Genomic DNA, 15000 nt, shown 5'->3' with positions numbered 1-15000 from the left:
GCACCGCCGACGTGTTCAACCGTCGGCACCGCCGAAGCGTTCAACTATCGACCAGTCCAAGGAGAACCAGTGACGCGCACGGATCTCTCACCGCTGGCCTGGCTGGCTGATATCGAAACGCAGCGCAGGCAGGCCGGCCTTCGCCGTGAGTTGCGTACCCGCCCCGCGGTGGCAACCGAACTGGATCTGGCCTCCAACGACTATCTCGGGTTGTCTCAACACCCCGACGTGTTGGATGGCGGCATCGAGGCGCTACGCACCTGGGGAGCCGGTGCCGGTGGTTCGCGGCTGGTCACCGGAAACACCGAGTTGCACGAAGAATTCGAGGCCGCTCTGGCGACGTTCGTCGGCGCCGAGTCGGCACTGGTCTTCTCCTCGGGATACACCGCCAATCTGGGCGCCGTCGTCGCGTTGTCCGGTCCGGGCTCGCTGCTGGTGTCCGACGCGCTGACCCACGCTTCTCTGGTTGATGCATGTCGGCTGTCTCGTGCCCGAGTGGCCGTCACGCCGCACCTCGACGTCGAAGCCGTCGATGCCGCGCTGTCGTCACGCGCCGAGGAACGCGCGGTGGTCCTGACCGAATCGGTGTTCAGCACGGACGGGGCCCTGGCACCGCTGCGCGAGTTGCACGCGGTCTGCCGCCGACGCGGTGCGTTGTTGCTCGTCGATGAGGCACATGGACTGGGGGTTCGCGGTCCGGGCGGGCAGGGCCTGTTGTACGAGTCCGGCCTGGCCGGGGCGCCAGACGTGGTGATGACGACGACGCTGTCGAAGGCGCTGGGCAGCCAGGGCGGCGTGGTGCTCGGACCTGAACCGATCCGCGCCCATCTGATCGACGCCGCCCGGCCCTTCATCTTCGACACCGGCCTGGCGCCGGCGGCCGTCGGCGCAGCGTTGGCGGCACTGCGGGTGCTGATCGCCGAGCCGCAGCGGGCGCAAGCCGTGTTGGATCGTGCTGCCGAGCTGGCCCGGATCTGCGGGGATACCGCGGTACCCGATTCCGCCGTCGTCTCGGTGATCCTCGGTGACCCCGAAGTCGCGGTGGCTGCCGCGGCAGCTTGCCTGGACCGCGGTGTGCGGGTGGGCTGCTTCCGCCCACCGACGGTCCCCGAGGGCACGTCGCGACTGCGCTTGACTGCCCGGGCTTCGCTGACCGCCAACGAGATGGACCTGGCCCGCCAGGTGTTGACCGAGATTCTGGCCGAGGCTCGCTTGTGAGCACGCTGGTCGTCACCGGGACCGACACCGGTGTCGGCAAGACAGTGACGACCGCCGCGCTGGCCTGTGCGGCGCGGCTTGCCGGGCTCGCGGTCGCGGTGTGCAAGCCCGTCCAGACCGGGACCGTCGACGGCGACAACGACCTCGCCGAGGTGAACCGGCTGTCGGGGGTCGACAACTTGCACGGGGGCTGGCGCTACCCGGAACCGCTCGCCCCGGTGGCGGCCGCGCACCGGGCTGGATCTGCGTTGCCGACCCGTGCGGAGTTGGTGGATGCGGTGCGCGGTGCCGAGATCCCCGGCGGCCTGACCCTGGTCGAAGGTGCCGGTGGTCTCCTCGTCGAACTGGGCGCCGATGGAGTCACCGTGCGTGATCTGGCAGCCGATCTATCCGCGGCCGTTCTCGTGGTGGTGTCACCCGGCTTGGGGACGCTCAACCACACCGCATTGACCTTGGAATCACTGGCCGGGCAAGGGATTCCATGCGCCGGCCTGGTGATCGGAGCCTGGCCGGAGAACCCCGGCGTCGCCGAGTGGGGCAACCGTGACGCGCTGGCACAGTTGGCACCGGTACGTGCCGTGCTCACGTCTGGTGCCGGCAGAGCAAGCGCCGACGAGTTCGAGAAGATATGCGCCGATGCCTTCGACCCGAACTGGGTGACCGGGCTGTCCTGACATGGTCCATTCCGTCGAGCTGGTCTTCGACCCGGACACCGAAGCAGCGGTCCGGCGAATCTGGGATGCCTTGCGCGAGGCCGATATTCCCAGCCAGGCGCCTGCCGGCCGACCACACTCGACACTGACCGTCGCCCAACACATCGACCGCGACGCCGATGCGGTGCTGCAGGGCCTCGTCGACCGGTTCCCACTCCCGTGCCGGCTGGGCGCGACACTGATCTTCGGGCGCTCGGCCGGAGTGCTGGCCCGGCTCGTGGTCCCGACGGACGAGCTGCTCGAAATCCAGGCCGAGGTGTATCGACGGTGCGCGCCGTTCATGGACCCGGCCCCGATGCCGCATGCCGAACCGGGGAACTGGACCCCGCATGTGACGCTGGCCCGGCGGATCGCGCAGGCCAGTTTGGCCACTGCCGTGCAGATCGCCGGCCGTCCCGCAGAGATCGTCGGTCAGGTGACCGGGCTACGGCATTGGGACGGCGACAAACGCGTCGAGTACCCGATCGGCTGACAGGCCAGTCAATCCCGGCTGCGCGCCACGATGTCGCGTCCAGCGCTGAGCGTGCTCGCGCCGCGCACCGCCAACCCGTCGACCAGCAACTGCAGGCCGAACGCGAACTGTCGTGACGTGTCGCGGTGAAGCACCGACTGGTCGTCGGTCAATGCTCCTGCGGCGTCCCATTGCAGCCGGGACTGTTCGTCGGCGGTGAAGCCGAGCACGTAATAGAGCACTGTCCGGGCGGCCAACTCGTCATCGGGTGACACCACGCCGGCCCGTTGGGCGGCGTCGGTGAGCTGCCCGACGATCTCGCCGATGATCTGGGACTGCCCGGCAGCGAAGCTGGACGACACGAGCTCAGCTCCGTCGGTGTGGGACAGCAGCGCGTCACGAAGGGCCACGCAGATCTGGTGGATCCGGCCGGGCCACGCGGAGGCGGTGTGTTCGACGCGGACGGGTTCCAGAATGCGGTCGGCGACAGCGCCGAGCAGTTCCTGTTTGTTGGCGAAGTGCCAGTACAACGCGCCAGGGCTGACGTTGAGCTCACGGGCCAGGCGCCGCATCGTCAGGTCGGCGATGCCGTAGTTGTCGAGGATGACCGTCGCCGCATCCACCACGTCGGGTTTGTGGAGTTGCACACCGTTACCCTAACCTGAACGGTGTTCAATTGTCGGCTCGGCCGGCAGACGATCCACAGGAGGACGTTTCGGTGACGCAGGCAGCCGTAGATGTACTGGGCGTAGCTCGCGAGCAGGTTCTGGAGCGTGGCGTCGGCCTCGACAAGGACCAGACGTTGCAGGTGCTGCAGCTTCCCGACGACCAGCTCGAAGAGCTGCTCGCTCTGGCTCACGAGGTTCGGATGAAGTGGTGTGGCCCCGAGGTCGAGGTCGAAGGCATCATCAGCCTCAAGACCGGCGGCTGCCCGGAGGACTGCCACTTCTGTTCGCAGTCGGGCCTGTTCGCCTCCCCGGTGCGTAGTGCCTGGCTCGATATCCCGAGCCTGGTCGAGGCTGCCAAGCAGACCGCCAAGACCGGTGCCACCGAGTTCTGCATCGTCGCCGCGGTGCGCGGCCCCGACGAGCGACTGCTGGCCCAGGTGGCCGCAGGCATCGAGGCGATCCGCAACGAGGTCGACATCCAGATCGCGTGCTCGCTGGGCATGCTGACCCAGGAGCAGGTGGACCGCCTCAAGGAGATGGGCGTACACCGCTACAACCACAATCTGGAGACCGCGCAGTCGTACTTCCCGAACGTCGTCACCACGCACTCCTGGGAGGAGCGCTGGGGCACGCTGGAAATGGTGCGCGAGGCCGGTATGGAGGTCTGCTGCGGCGGCATCCTCGGCATGGGGGAGACGCTGGAGCAGCGTGCCGAGTTCGCCGCCAACCTGGCCGAACTCAACCCGCACGAGGTGCCGCTGAACTTCCTCAACCCGCGCCCGGGCACGCCGTTCGGCGATCTCGAGGTGCTGCCGGCCGCGGACGCGCTGCGTGCCGTCGCCGCCTTCCGCCTGGCGCTGCCCCGCACGATGTTGCGCTTCGCCGGCGGCCGTGAGATCACCCTCGGTGATCTGGGCGCCAAGCAGGGCATCCTGGGCGGCATCAACGCGGTCATCGTCGGCAACTACCTGACCACGCTGGGTCGCCCGGCCGAGTCGGACCTGGAATTGCTCGATGATCTGCAGATGCCGATCAAGGCGCTGAACGCCACCCTGTAGAACTGGTGGTGATGGTTCACGATTTGCCCGCGCCCGTCGGCGCCGGCCTATACAACGTCTATACCGGGGTCCAGGTGGACGCGGCGGACGGAAGTGTCGTTCCCACCGCCGCTCAGCTCGGCCTGGAACCGCCTCGGTTCTGCGCCGAGTGCGGGCGCCGGATGATCGTCCAGGTGCGGCCCACCGGGTGGTGGGCCAAGTGTTCGCGGCATGGGCAGGTGGATTCTCTGGACCTGGATACGCGGCGATGAGCCTCTCGGGCGAAGAGCAGAAGGCACCGATGAGCCTCTCGGGCGAAGAGCAGAAGGCACCGATGAGCCTCTCGGGCGAAGAGCAGAAGGCACCGATGAGCCTCTCGGGCGAAGAGCAGAGTGTCCTTGTTGCGAAGGCTCCTGCCAATATCCCTGGCGCTCCGCGAATTTCACGGCAGCGGGCGGTGCTGATCGTGATCGCCGCCCTTGCGGCGGCGGGTGCGGTGATCGGCGCGTTGTGGGCTTGGCTGGCTCCGCAGATTCACGGCGTGGTGGCGCTGACCCGCAGCGGTGACCGGGTGCACGCCTATCTGGGCGGGGAATCCGACCACTTCTTCACGTCGGCATTCATGTTGGTCGGCATGCTTGTCGTTCTGGCGGTTGTGGCCGCGGTGGCACTGTGGCAGTGGACTGCGCATCGCGGGCCGGTTCTGGTCGCCGCGTTGTCTATCGGTTGCGCGGTGGCCGCAGTGGTGGCTGCCGGCGTCGGTGCCGCGTTGGCCCACTTGAGGTTCGGTTCCGTCGACGTTGCCGGGGCTCCGGTCACTCCGGAACACCGGGTCCACTACGTGGTGGAAGCCGCATCGGTATTTTTCGGACATTCGCCGCTGCAGGTCGCCGGCACGATCATGTTCCCAGCGGCCATGGCCGCGCTGGTCTACGCGTTGATCGCGGTGTCCACGGTGCGTGATGATCTGGGTGCGTGGCCGCCTGTGGAGACACCGACGTATCCGGTGATCCCGCCGGCGGTCAGTCCTCCGAGCGTTTGATTCAATTCCCGGACTAGATTTCGGCGGTCAGAGTGGGCGTCGCCGGACCGTGCGGCCCATGGCGACTTTGGTGGCGATGCCGGCCAGTCGCGCCATGCCCATGTAGGTGATCGGGTTCAGCAGCGTCGGCCACTTGGATCGCACCAGGTTGGCGGTCAGCGGGCGGTCGGCGAACCGGTCCGTCAACCAGCGCAACGCCATCGGCGCCGAGAACGGATGCAGCAGCAGGTGCTCGCTGAACATGTCGCGGTGGTAGGTCACGTCGGCGCCGCCGGCCAGGTACGTATCGGCGAGTTCGTCGATGTCGTCGACCGAGATGATCTCGTCGTGCACGGCCTGCACGATCAGAACCGGCGGAACCGGCACGGCCACACCGAGTTTGGTGTCTTTGAACACCTCACTGACTTCAGGGCCGTCCAGGATCTGGTCGAGCGGTAGGTCAACCAGGTCGGCCATGTCGGTGCGGAACATCCGCACGATGGCCTCCACAGTGGTCATCTGGTGCAGCCGGTCCAGGACCTTGCGTCCCTCGGTGGTGGCGTGCTCGGCGATGAGCCGGTTGAGGTTGGGGTAGATGTCGGCGAGGGCGGCAACCACGAGAGCCGGCAGCCCGGAGAACACGGTGCCGTTGAGCCGGCGGAAGGTGTTTCCGAGGTTGCCGACGGGGGAGCCGAGGACCGCACCGACGATATTGAGTTCAGGGGCGTAGCTGCCGGCCATCTCGGCTGCCCAGGCGCTGGCCAGGCCGCCGCCGGAGTAGCCCCACAGGCCGATGCGTGCGGTCGGTGACAACGAGAGGTGCTCGGCGTTGATCGCCGCACGCAAGCCGTCGAGCACCCGGTAGCCGGGCTCGTAGGGCGCGCCCCACATGCCGTTGACGCCCTCGTGGTCGGGAACTGAGACCGCCCAGCCCTCGGCCAGCGCGGCAGAGATCAGAAGGAGCTCCAGCTGGGCCAGGGAGCCGGTGGCCTTAGCGTGGTGGCGCAGCGCGTAGGACGGGAAGCATCGGGCCGAGATCGCGTCGATGGCGCACTGGTAGGACACCACCGGGCAGTCGGCTGCGCCGTCGGCCGGGACGATGACGGTGGTGGCGGCAGCCTCGGGGTTGCCGTTGCGGTCGGTGGAGCGGTACAGGAGCTGCGTGGCGTGCAGGCGCTGCGGGATCAGGCCGAGGAAGGCCAGCTCGACGTCACGGCTGCGCAGGACGGTTCCGGGCTCGGAATGCTCGAACCCCGCAGGTGGGGCGTAGAACGGGTCGTCGTGCGGAAGCGCGGGTCGCGACGCCCGGTCGAGCTCCTCATGAGGTGCTCGACCGATCCATTCGGCTTTGGAGGCTCTTGCCGCGCTACCCAAGTCCATTCGGGCATTCTTACTTAAGGAGGGTCTAAGAATCCAGTCGACTCACACGGGTGGGCGCAATGCGGCGAATTCATCGGTCACGCGGTAACGGGAATCGGTGAATCGGTAGAGCGCCGCGGGCCGTCCGCCGCTGCGGCCGGATCGGGCCGTCGTGCCGGTGCGGGTGATGACTTTTCGACGTTCCAGGACCCGCTGCAGGTTGGTGGCATCGACCTGATAGTCGAGGGCGGCGTTGTAGATGTCCCGCAGTGTGGACAGCGCGAATTCTTTTGGTGCCAAGCCGAATCCGATGTTGGTGTACGACATCTTGGCCACCAGCCGGTTGCGCGCGTGTTCGACCATCGTCGCGTGGTCGAAGGCCATCGGGGGCAAGTCGCTGACCGGATGCCACCGGGTGTCCGGAGGTAGGGCAGGGGTCGAGGGGGAGGGCATCAGGCCCAGGAATGTGGATGCGATGGTCCGCACGTCCGGGACCCGATAGGGGTCGGAGAACACGGCCAGTTGTTCGAGGTGGGCAAGTTCACGCAGGTCAACCTTCTCGGCCAGCTGTCGCCGAACCGAGCTGATCAGGTCCTCGTCGTCACCCAGTCGGCCACCCGGCAGGGACCATTTGCCCCGCTCAGGCTCCAGTGCGCGTTGCCATAGCAGGACATTGAGTTCGGGTTGCCGAGTGCCGAGGCCGCGAACCTGGAACACAGCGGCAAGCACTTCGTGCGCGGTGTTACTATGTGACATGTTTTCGATTGTAAGTCGAAAACCTGATTTAGTGGAGGAGGTCGACGTGACCGCTCTCAATGACACCCTTGCGGGGGGCTTGGCAGAACGGATCGTCGATGGCCCCGGCGGCTATTCCGGCGTAGACGGCGACGAGAAATGGGCCGCTGAGATTCGCCGTCTGGCCGACCTGCGCGGCGCGACCCTGCTGGCGCACAACTACCAGCTGCCGGCCATCCAGGATGTCGCCGACCACGTGGGTGATTCCCTGGCACTGTCGCGCATCGCCGCGGAGGCGCCCGAAGACACGATCGTGTTCTGCGGTGTGCACTTCATGGCCGAGACGGCCAAGATCCTCAGCCCTGACAAGACGATCCTCATCCCGGACCAGCGGGCAGGTTGCTCGCTGGCCGATTCGATCACCGCCGACGAGCTGCAGGCGTGGAAGGACGAGCACCCCGGCGCGGTCGTCGTGTCCTACGTCAACACCACCGCCGCGGTGAAGGCCCTGACGGATATCTGCTGCACATCCTCGAACGCCGTCGAGGTGGTGGCTTCGATCCCCGAGGACCGTGAGGTGCTGTTCTGCCCGGATCAGTTCCTGGGTGCGCACGTGCGCCGCGTCACCGGACGCAAGAACCTGCACATCTGGGCGGGCGAATGCCACGTGCACGCCGGGATCAACGGCGACGAGTTGGCCGCCCAGGCCCGGTCGCACCCCGACGCCGAACTGTTCGTCCACCCCGAATGCGGTTGCGCCACATCGGCGCTCTACCTGGCGGGTGAGGGTGCGGTACCCGAGGAGCGGGTGAAGATCCTGTCCACCGGCGGCATGCTCGACGCGGCCCGCGAGACCAGTGCCCGGCAGGTTCTGGTCGCCACCGAGGTCGGGATGCTTCACCAGCTGCGCAGGGCCGCACCCGAAGTCGACTTCCTTGCCGTCAACGACCGTGCGTCGTGCACCTACATGAAGATGATCACTCCGGCCGCGCTGCTGCGCTGCTTGATCGAGGGCGCCGACGAGGTGCATGTCGATCCCGAGACCGCTCGGCTGGGTCGTGCCAGCGTGCAGCGCATGATTGCGATTGGTCAGCCCGGCGGCGGCGAATGACTCCGACGGGCAGTGCCCGGGGATCGAGCCGCTTCGCCTGCGGCAGTTCGACGCTGTGGCAGCAGCGCGCTGATGTCGTCGTGGTCGGCACCGGGGTCGCGGGCCTGGTGGCAGCCTTGGCTGCCCATCGTCGTGGCCGCAGGGTGGTGGTACTGAGCAAGGCCCGCGAAACGGCGACTTTCCATGCCCAGGGCGGGATCGCCGTGGTTCTGCCGCACACCGATGACTCGGTAGAGGCGCACGTCGCCGACACCATCGCCGCCGGCGGCGGCCTGTGTGACCCGGATGCGGTGCGCTCCATCGTCGCGGCCGGCTACGACGCGGTGGCCGAACTGGTCGCCGACGGTGCGCAGTTCGACGAAACCGCTCCCGGGCGTTGGGCGCTGACCCGCGAGGGCGGGCACACCCGGCGCCGGATCATTCACGCCGGTGGCGACGCGACCGGGGCCGAGGTGCAGCGGGCCCTCGATTCTGCGGCGTCCATCCTCGACATCCGCCGCGACCATGTGGCACTGCAGGTCCTCCGCGACGAGGCCGCCGTCACCGGTGTGCTGGTCCGCAACGAGGACGGCCTGGGCATCGTGCACGCCCCTTCGGTCATCCTGGCCACCGGAGGGCTCGGCCACGTCTACGCGGCCACCACCAACCCCAGCGGCTCGACCGGTGACGGTATCGCTCTGGCGCTGTGGGCCGGTGTCCCGGTCCGCGACATCGAGTTCGTCCAGTTCCACCCGACGATGCTCTATGTTGAGAACGGTGGTGGCCGGCGCCCGCTCATCACCGAAGCGCTGCGCGGTGAAGGCGCCATACTCGTTGATTCGCAAGGCGATTCGGTGACCCAAGGGGTCCATCCGATGGGAGATCTGGCCCCACGCGACGTGGTGGCCGCGGCCGTCAACGCCCGGATGAGTGCATCCGGCGACCCATGCGTGTACCTCGACGCCAGGGGCGTCGCCGAGTTCGCCGACCGTTTTCCCACAGTCGCCGCAGCCTGTGCGGCAGCCGGTGTCGACCCGACCCGCCAACCCATCCCGGTGGTGCCCGGCGCGCACTACAGCTGCGGTGGTGTCGTCACCGACGTGCACGGACGCACCGAACTGCCCGGGCTGTTCGCCGCGGGCGAGGTGGCCCGGACCGGCATGCACGGCGCCAACCGATTGGCCTCCAACAGCCTGCTGGAAGGTCTGGTCGTCGGCGGCCGGGCCGGACGTCTGGCAGCCGAGCATGCCTGCGTGGCAGGTTCGGTGCGCGCACAGGCGCCGCAGGACCGTCGTCACGACTCTGTTGACCGAGATGTACTGCAGCGGAACATGTCCGAATATGCGTCAGTGGTTCGCAACGCCGACGGCCTGCATCGGCTCGATACCGTTCTGGCCGATGCACGCTCGGTGCAGCCCGCGAGCCGCCAGGGCTTCGAGGACGCGGCCCTCACCGCAACCGCACGCGCAATTGCCGTAGCAGCCCTGGCCCGCACCGAAAGCCGCGGCTGCCACCATCGTGGTGACCACCCTGAAACCGACCCCGCCCAGGAGCATTCCGTGACGATTCGTGCCGTAACCGGCCGGCCCGCCCTCGACAGCCCAACGGTGGTGTGCTGATGGCACTTTCGGATATCGAGCTGGCCGAGGCACGGGCCACGATTGCACGGGCACTCGAAGAAGACCTGCGATACGGCCCGGACGTCACCACCATGGCCACCGTCGGAGCCGATGCGATGACCACGGCGTCGGTGGTGAACCGGGAGCCGGGTGTGGCCGCGGGTGTCGACATCGCCCTGCTGGTGCTCGACGAGGTACTCGGCGTCGACGGCTACCGCGTGATCGACCGCGTCGAGGACGGTGCCCGGCTGGATGCCCGGTCGGCGATCCTGACCATCGAGGCGCCGACCCGCGGACTGCTGACCGCCGAGCGCACCATGCTGAACCTGATGTGTCACCTGTCGGGAATCGCCACCGCGACCGCGGCCTGGGTCGACGCGGTGGCCGGCACCCACGCCAAGATCCGCGACACCCGCAAGACGCTGCCCGGCCTGCGGGCACTGCAGAAGTACGCGGTGCGGGTCGGTGGTGGCGTCAACCACCGGATGGGACTCGGCGACGCGGCACTGATCAAGGACAACCACGTCGCCGCGGCCGGGTCGGTGCTGGCCGCGCTCAAGGCGGTCCGGGCCGAGGCGCCGGACCTGCCGTGCGAGGTCGAGGTGGATTCCCTGGAGCAGCTCGACGACGTGCTGTCCGCCGATGTGGAGCTGGTGCTGCTGGACAACTTCCCGGTCTGGCAGACCCAGATCGCGGTTCAGCGCCGGGACACACACTCGCCCAAGACACTTCTGGAATCCTCGGGCGGCCTGACGCTTGACAGTGCTGCCGATTACGCCGGCACTGGGATCGACTACCTGGCGATCGGCGCTCTCACCCATTCGGTGCAGGTACTCGATATCGGTCTGGACACCTAACGCGCTGCGGCTCTGCGTAATTCACGGCGGGTCGCGGTCGGAGTCCATCCGGTGTGCGCACGCACTGTGCGGCAGAAGTGGGCCTGGTCAGCGAAACCCAACGTGGCGGCGACATCGGCCATCGTGGATTCACCACTGCGCAGATGGTCGAGCGCACGTCCGACCCGGACTCGGTTGCGATACCGCGTCACCGATACCCCGAGTTCGCTACTGAACGAGCGGCTCAGCCGGTACGGGGAAACGCCGAGAGCGGCCGCGAGGGGAAACAACCCCACAGCCGCGTCATCGGCCTGCCTGATCGCCTCGCGGGCCGTTGCCACCAGTCGCCGCGCGGACAGTCGGGCGGGTGATCCGGCCGGTATCGGCCGTTGCGCCGCCGAACGAAGCGCCGTCCCGACCAGCTGCACCAGACTCTCGGCCAGTTGGTAATCCGGATCATCGTTGCCGGCGGTCAGGAGCCGCCGATGCGCCAGTTCGAGACGGGCGTCCACATAGACGGCCGCGGGCCCGATCCGCTTGGGCTCGCCGGCGAGTTGCCACCAGCTTTCGGCGTTGAGCTGTAGCGACGTACACGAATCGCCGCCGTGCGGATGGGCGAAATGTTCGGGCTCGCCTGGCGCACCGAGGTAACCGAGCGTCGCGTCGTGTTCCACTGCGCCGCCGGATCCGCGACGGCGAAAGCACCCCGAGCGCACGAGTACGAACCGCCCGTCGACCGGGCGCTCGGGCTCGGACCAGTCAGCGTGCTCGCCGGTGCAGTCCCACGTCGCAACGCTGAAATCGGGTCGCGTGATCAGGGTCTGAGCGGTCAACACCTCCTGCACGTTAGCCAAGGGGACCGACAGTCTGGGCGGCACCGACAGCCCGCAAGAATGTTCAAGACAGCCGTTCGGCCGGCAGCCAGACTGGTCCCATGGCATGGATCCAGATCGAGTTCGACGTTGAAGCTGACTGTTCCCTCGTGTGGCAGGTGATCGGCGACTGGGCTGATGGTCCGGTGCGGATGGCGCCGGGGTTCGTGACATCCGCCGAGGCGGACGGCGATGTTCGGGTTGTGACGTTCGCCGACGGTTTCGTCGCCCGTGAGCGCCTCGTCAGCCGCGACGATCAGGCCTACCGGATCGCCTACTCGCTGATCGGGGACGCCCTGCGGCCCGAGCATGACAATGCCGTGATGCAGGTGGTGGCGGAAGGCCCGCAACGCAGCCACTTCGTCTGGTCGCGCGATGTGCTCCCACCCGATGCCGCGGGTCCGTTGCAGGCCGCGATGCAACAGGCAGCACCGATCATCAAGGGTGCGTTGGAGAATTCGGTCGGCCAGGGCGTGTCTGGCATATCGGGCGGCGAGTAGGTGGTGGCCGGAGCCGACACTGTGACGAACGTGTCGCGTTTTGCGGTACTTTCAGCCAGTCACGACGAGAGGCTGCAAGCTCGGCACAACGAATCGCAGTGAACTGAGTCGCAGGGAACTCTCTGGTCCGGACGCAGATGTTTGGGCATCGAGGTGCCTACGCGGCGGATTACGGTCAGCATCAAGCAGTGATCCGCGGCCTAGAGCCTGTCTAATCAAATGTGAATGGTGTTGTGCCCGAGGCTATTTAAGTGACGGTACTGATGTGACTTCTGATGCTTTGTGGTCACTGATCGAGTTGGGATGCCCTCGGTGCGGCTTCGTCAGACCGTTGTCGTCTTCTGCTCCGTCCACAATTGACTGTTGGCTAGGCCGCCGCGCCGCGGCGCACCAACGAGAGCACCACGGCGGCAGTGGCGAACAGCCCGGAGAACACCCGGCCGAGGATGGTCTGTTGACGCGGTGTCTGCAACCAGGTGAGCAGTCGGGCCGCCAGCCCGGTGTAGAGACTCATCACGACCACGTCGATGACGACCATCGTGGCCCCGATCGTCAGGTATTGCGGCAGCAACGGTGCCGTCGGCACCACGAACTGCGGCAGTACCGCGACCAGGAACACCAAGCCCTTCGGGTTGGTCGTGTTCACCAGGAATCCGCGCATCACTAGGGCCAGTCGGCCCCGCTCGCCCGTACCGCCCATCCGGTCGCGCAGATCCTGCGAGGCGCTACGCCACTGCTGGATCGCCAGGTAGATCAGGTAGGCCACACCGATCCACTTCACGATGTGGAAGGCCAGCATCGACTTGGCGACGAGGGCGCCCAGGCCGACGGCGACCAGCACCAGTTGCAGCATCAGACCGAGCTGAAGTCCCAGCACGCTCCAAAGGCCCCGGCGTACGCCATGGGTCAGGCCGGTGGCCATCGACTGGATGGCCCCCGCTCCCGGGGACACGCTGATGGCGATAGACGCGCCGAGAAACGCCAGCCAGATCTGCCAGGTCATGAATGCAGTCTGGCGAGCGTGTCAAACGATATCTGCGACGAAGACGCCCATCCGGCGTGCCGCACTGCGGGGGATGCGGGGGAGGGTCGGATCGTCGGTACCCGCCGGCAGGACGCGCGGGTTGGTGATCTTGATGTCGCCACGGAACAGGTGCACGTCGGCCCCGCCGGCCGCGATCACGTTCTTCACCCAGTTGGTCTTACCGTGCATGAGCGTCACCGCGAAGACATTGCCCTTGCGGTAGCTGGTGACGATCGTCTCGTAAGGCGTACCGGAGGTGCGGCCGCGATGTTTGATCACGGTGAAGCCTGGCAAGCGCTTGGAAAATGGCTTTACCAGCGGGTTGATGTATTTGATCTGGAACCGCTCCAGCGCAGGCGGCATAAGCATCGGTACGCCGGGGGCGTTGTTCGGGTGGTCTTTGGCGGACATCTAGGGCTCCATTCGGCAGTCTGGAACTACCCTACGGCGGGTTGCGCCGGAGGCAACCGACGACGGATTTTTATCAACTGGACTGATCAGGGACAATTGAACCGATGGCCGAGTTTCAGATGTCCCGTATCGACCTGCGCAACCGCGTGCTGAACGCCGCGCAGTTGCGATCCGCGCTGCCCCGCGGCGGCGTCGATGTGGACGCAGTGGTGCCCAAGGTTCGCCCGATCGTAGATGCCGTCGCCGAGCGCGGTGCCGAGGCTGCCCTGGAGTACGGCCATTCCTTCGACGGCATCCGCCCGGAAACCGTCCGGGTGCCCGCGGCGAAGCTGACTGCCGCCCTGGCCGAACTCGACCCTGACGTACGCGCCGCACTGCAGGTTGCGATCGACCGGGCCCGCGCGGTGCACGCCGATCAGCGCCGCACCGACACCACGACCACGCTGGCCCCCGGTGCCACCGTCACCGAACGCTGGGTGCCGGTGGAGCGCGTCGGGCTGTACGTGCCCGGCGGCAACGCCGTGTACCCGTCGAGCGTCGTGATGAACGTGGTGCCCGCGCAGACCGCCGGTGTGGATTCGCTGGTGATCGCCAGCCCGCCGCAGGCGGAGTTTGACGGCCTGCCGCACCCGACCATCCTGGCCGCCGCGGCGCTGCTCGGTGTCGACGAAGTGTGGGCTGTCGGTGGTGCGCAGGCGGTGGCGCTGCTGGCTTACGGCGGCACCGACACCGATGGCGCCGAGCTCGCCCCGGTGGACATGATCACCGGCCCGGGCAACATCTATGTGACTGCCGCCAAGCGGATCTGCCGCTCGCAGGTCGGCATCGATGCCGAAGCCGGCCCGACCGAGATCGCGATCCTGGCCGACGACACGGCCGACCCGGTACATGTTGCCGCCGACCTGATCAGCCAGGCCGAGCACGACGAGATGGCGGCTAGCGTGCTGGTCACCGACAGTGAAGCCCTTGCCGCGGCCACCGACCGCGAGCTCACCCGCCAGCTGGCCACCACCAAGCACGTCGAGCGCGTGACGGCGGCACTCTCGGGCAAGCAGTCCGCGATCGTGCTCGTCGACGATGTGGAGTCGGGGGTGCGGGTGGTGAATGCCTACGCCGCCGAGCACCTCGAGATCCAGACCGAGGACGCGCCCGCGGTGGCCGGCCGGATTCGTTCTGCCGGAGCTATTTTCGTGGGCGCCTGGTCACCGGTCAGCCTGGGTGACTACTGCGCCGGCTCCAACCACGTACTGCCGACCGCGGGCTGCGCCCGGCACTCCAGCGGACTGTCTGTGCAGACGTTCCTGCGCGGTATCCACGTCATCGAGTACGACGAGGCCGCACTCAAAGACGTTTCCGGGCATGTGATCACGCTGTCCAAGGCAGAAAACCTGCCCGCGCACGGCGAGGCGGTACGGCGGAGGTTCGAGCGGTGATGAGCGCTTGCGC

At 67.4% G+C, this 15000-nt stretch carries 17 protein-coding genes; 11 read left to right on the top strand and 6 right to left on the bottom strand.

Annotated elements, in window-relative coordinates; all coding sequences use genetic code 11:
- Positions 1-69 precede the first annotated feature (69 nt).
- The 3 genes from JOF57_RS12340 to JOF57_RS12330 are packed head-to-tail and all read left to right on the top strand — an operon-like array spanning position 70 to position 2403.
- Positions 70-1218, top strand: coding sequence for an 8-amino-7-oxononanoate synthase (locus JOF57_RS12340; protein WP_209916795.1), 1149 nt, complete (start codon positions 70-72; stop codon positions 1216-1218).
- Positions 1215-1892 carry a dethiobiotin synthase gene (gene bioD / locus JOF57_RS12335; RefSeq protein WP_209916793.1) on the top strand — a complete coding sequence of 226 codons (678 nt, stop codon included), beginning with the start codon at positions 1215-1217 and terminating at the stop codon, positions 1890-1892. Before JOF57_RS12340 ends, bioD begins: the two co-directional genes overlap by 4 nt.
- Before the next feature lies 1 nt (position 1893).
- Complete coding sequence (locus tag JOF57_RS12330; protein ID WP_209916791.1) at positions 1894-2403, top strand: 2'-5' RNA ligase family protein; 510 nt, start codon at positions 1894-1896, stop codon at positions 2401-2403.
- Positions 2404-2411: 8 nt separating this feature from the next.
- Here JOF57_RS12330 and JOF57_RS12325 read toward each other — a convergent pair whose 3' ends face one another.
- Positions 2412-3029 (bottom strand): TetR family transcriptional regulator, encoded by a 618-nt coding sequence (locus JOF57_RS12325; protein WP_209916789.1) that lies wholly within the window; start codon positions 3027-3029, stop codon positions 2412-2414.
- Positions 3030-3100: 71 nt separating this feature from the next.
- Between JOF57_RS12325 and bioB the strand changes: the two genes are divergently transcribed.
- The 3 genes from bioB to JOF57_RS12310 all read left to right on the top strand — a co-directional run bounded on the left by bioB (position 3101) and on the right by JOF57_RS12310 (position 5129).
- A complete protein-coding gene (bioB, locus tag JOF57_RS12320) occupies positions 3101-4108 on the top strand; it encodes a biotin synthase BioB (RefSeq protein WP_163661519.1) in 1008 nt (335 codons plus the stop codon).
- Between the two features lie 11 nt (positions 4109-4119).
- On the top strand, positions 4120-4359 hold the full coding sequence (bsaP, locus tag JOF57_RS12315; RefSeq protein WP_163661517.1) for a biotin synthase auxiliary protein BsaP: 240 nt from the start codon (positions 4120-4122) through the stop codon (positions 4357-4359).
- A gap of 95 nt (positions 4360-4454) precedes the next feature.
- A complete protein-coding gene (locus JOF57_RS12310) occupies positions 4455-5129 on the top strand; it encodes a DUF2567 domain-containing protein (protein ID WP_209923301.1) in 675 nt (224 codons plus the stop codon).
- Between the two features lie 27 nt (positions 5130-5156).
- On the opposite strand, the gene JOF57_RS12305 is transcribed toward JOF57_RS12310, so the two are convergent.
- Together JOF57_RS12305 and JOF57_RS12300 are read right to left on the bottom strand one after the other, a co-directional pair.
- A complete protein-coding gene (locus JOF57_RS12305) occupies positions 5157-6488 on the bottom strand; it encodes a lipase family protein (protein WP_209916788.1) in 1332 nt (443 codons plus the stop codon).
- Positions 6489-6530: 42 nt separating this feature from the next.
- Positions 6531-7223 (bottom strand): NUDIX hydrolase, encoded by a 693-nt coding sequence (locus JOF57_RS12300; protein WP_209916786.1) that lies wholly within the window; start codon positions 7221-7223, stop codon positions 6531-6533.
- 46 nt (positions 7224-7269) lie between these two features.
- Here JOF57_RS12300 and nadA point away from each other — a divergent pair, with 46 nt between their 5' ends.
- Genes nadA through nadC form a run of 3 tightly spaced genes read left to right on the top strand, consistent with a single transcriptional unit; the run spans position 7270 to position 10768 of the window.
- The gene (gene nadA, locus JOF57_RS12295; RefSeq protein WP_209916784.1) at positions 7270-8313 is read left to right on the top strand and encodes a quinolinate synthase NadA; all 1044 of its coding nucleotides are present in this window, start codon (positions 7270-7272) and stop codon (positions 8311-8313) included.
- The gene (locus JOF57_RS12290) at positions 8310-9911 is read left to right on the top strand and encodes an L-aspartate oxidase (RefSeq protein WP_209916782.1); all 1602 of its coding nucleotides are present in this window, start codon (positions 8310-8312) and stop codon (positions 9909-9911) included. The genes nadA and JOF57_RS12290 overlap by 4 nt, the downstream gene beginning before the upstream one ends.
- On the top strand, positions 9911-10768 hold the full coding sequence (gene nadC, locus JOF57_RS12285; RefSeq protein ID WP_209916779.1) for a carboxylating nicotinate-nucleotide diphosphorylase: 858 nt from the start codon (positions 9911-9913) through the stop codon (positions 10766-10768). Before JOF57_RS12290 ends, nadC begins: the two co-directional genes overlap by 1 nt.
- On the opposite strand, the gene JOF57_RS12280 is transcribed toward nadC, so the two are convergent.
- Positions 10765-11583 (bottom strand): helix-turn-helix transcriptional regulator, encoded by an 819-nt coding sequence (locus JOF57_RS12280; protein WP_307870008.1) that lies wholly within the window; start codon positions 11581-11583, stop codon positions 10765-10767. The genes nadC and JOF57_RS12280 overlap by 4 nt on opposite strands.
- A 98-nt stretch (positions 11584-11681) precedes the next feature.
- Here JOF57_RS12280 and JOF57_RS12275 point away from each other — a divergent pair, with 98 nt between their 5' ends.
- Positions 11682-12119 carry an SRPBCC family protein gene (locus tag JOF57_RS12275; protein ID WP_209916775.1) on the top strand — a complete coding sequence of 146 codons (438 nt, stop codon included), beginning with the start codon at positions 11682-11684 and terminating at the stop codon, positions 12117-12119.
- A gap of 367 nt (positions 12120-12486) precedes the next feature.
- Here the strand turns inward: JOF57_RS12275 and rhtB are convergent, their stop codons facing one another.
- Together rhtB and JOF57_RS12265 are read right to left on the bottom strand one after the other, a co-directional pair.
- Positions 12487-13122, bottom strand: a complete 636-nt coding sequence (gene rhtB / locus JOF57_RS12270; protein WP_209916773.1) for a homoserine/homoserine lactone efflux protein — start codon at positions 13120-13122, stop codon at positions 12487-12489.
- Positions 13123-13143: 21 nt separating this feature from the next.
- The gene (locus JOF57_RS12265; RefSeq protein WP_209916770.1) at positions 13144-13554 is read right to left on the bottom strand and encodes a nitroreductase family deazaflavin-dependent oxidoreductase; all 411 of its coding nucleotides are present in this window, start codon (positions 13552-13554) and stop codon (positions 13144-13146) included.
- A gap of 104 nt (positions 13555-13658) precedes the next feature.
- On the opposite strand from JOF57_RS12265, the gene hisD reads away from it, so the two are divergent.
- Positions 13659-14987 (top strand): histidinol dehydrogenase, encoded by a 1329-nt coding sequence (gene hisD, locus JOF57_RS12260; protein ID WP_209916768.1) that lies wholly within the window; start codon positions 13659-13661, stop codon positions 14985-14987.
- Positions 14988-15000 lie beyond the last annotated feature (13 nt).

The sequence above is a fragment of the Mycolicibacterium lutetiense genome, from assembly GCF_017876775.1.
GTDB classification, from domain to species: Bacteria; Actinomycetota; Actinomycetes; order Mycobacteriales; family Mycobacteriaceae; genus Mycobacterium; species Mycobacterium lutetiense.
The sequence above is the reverse complement of the archived record's forward strand: the minus strand, read 5'-3'. Positions and strand labels throughout refer to the sequence as shown.

Coding starts and splice junctions, on each gene's coding strand:
- JOF57_RS12305 (WP_209916788.1), bottom strand. CDS start 6,488: ATGGACTTGGGTAGCGCGGCAAGAGCCTCCAAAGCCGAATGGATCGGT.
- hisD (WP_209916768.1), top strand. CDS start 13,659: ATGGCCGAGTTTCAGATGTCCCGTATCGACCTGCGCAACCGCGTGCTG.
- JOF57_RS12300 (WP_209916786.1), bottom strand. CDS start 7,223: ATGTCACATAGTAACACCGCGCACGAAGTGCTTGCCGCTGTGTTCCAG.
- rhtB (WP_209916773.1), bottom strand. CDS start 13,122: ATGACCTGGCAGATCTGGCTGGCGTTTCTCGGCGCGTCTATCGCCATC.
- bsaP (WP_163661517.1), top strand. CDS start 4,120: ATGGTTCACGATTTGCCCGCGCCCGTCGGCGCCGGCCTATACAACGTC.
- nadC (WP_209916779.1), top strand. CDS start 9,911: ATGGCACTTTCGGATATCGAGCTGGCCGAGGCACGGGCCACGATTGCA.
- JOF57_RS12290 (WP_209916782.1), top strand. CDS start 8,310: ATGACTCCGACGGGCAGTGCCCGGGGATCGAGCCGCTTCGCCTGCGGC.
- JOF57_RS12275 (WP_209916775.1), top strand. CDS start 11,682: ATGGCATGGATCCAGATCGAGTTCGACGTTGAAGCTGACTGTTCCCTC.
- JOF57_RS12310 (WP_209923301.1), top strand. CDS start 4,455: ATGAGCCTCTCGGGCGAAGAGCAGAGTGTCCTTGTTGCGAAGGCTCCT.
- JOF57_RS12265 (WP_209916770.1), bottom strand. CDS start 13,554: ATGTCCGCCAAAGACCACCCGAACAACGCCCCCGGCGTACCGATGCTT.
- JOF57_RS12330 (WP_209916791.1), top strand. CDS start 1,894: ATGGTCCATTCCGTCGAGCTGGTCTTCGACCCGGACACCGAAGCAGCG.